The organism is Sedimentitalea sp. XS_ASV28 (assembly GCF_041224545.1).
Classification (GTDB): domain Bacteria; phylum Pseudomonadota; class Alphaproteobacteria; order Rhodobacterales; family Rhodobacteraceae; genus Sedimentitalea.
This window is the reverse complement of record NZ_JBGFGP010000155.1, coordinates 1-273: the sequence shown is the minus strand read 5'-3', so window position 1 is coordinate 273 and position 273 is coordinate 1. Positions and strand designations below refer to the sequence as shown.

Annotated in this window: 1 protein-coding gene; it reads right to left on the bottom strand. The window is 59.0% G+C overall.

What is annotated here, in order from left to right; genetic code table 11:
* Nucleotides 1-59 precede the first annotated feature (59 nt).
* Nucleotides 60-273, bottom strand: a 214-nt coding sequence (locus AB9K34_RS16745; protein ID WP_369955577.1) for a hypothetical protein, incomplete at its 5' end; no start/stop codon positions are given.

Below are 273 nucleotides of genomic sequence, written 5' to 3'. Positions count from 1 at the left end.
TTGCCGGCTTCAAAAATTCTGCGAGGTTCACGAACGGCCGAAATCGCCGTCGCACCGCGTCATGCCATCTCGTGCTTGTGCAGAATATTCGCCGCCGTGTGCGGGCGCAGCATGAAATCAAAATGACCGACATGGGCTCTTTGCGGCCGAATGCGGTCGCAGCGTCGGCTTGTCTCATGGGCATCGGACAGCGGCCATCCGCTCGGACTGTACAATGAAAGAGTCAGCGCGGTGCTGATGAATGGGTTTGGAGGGCGGATCGGAGGGCAAGTC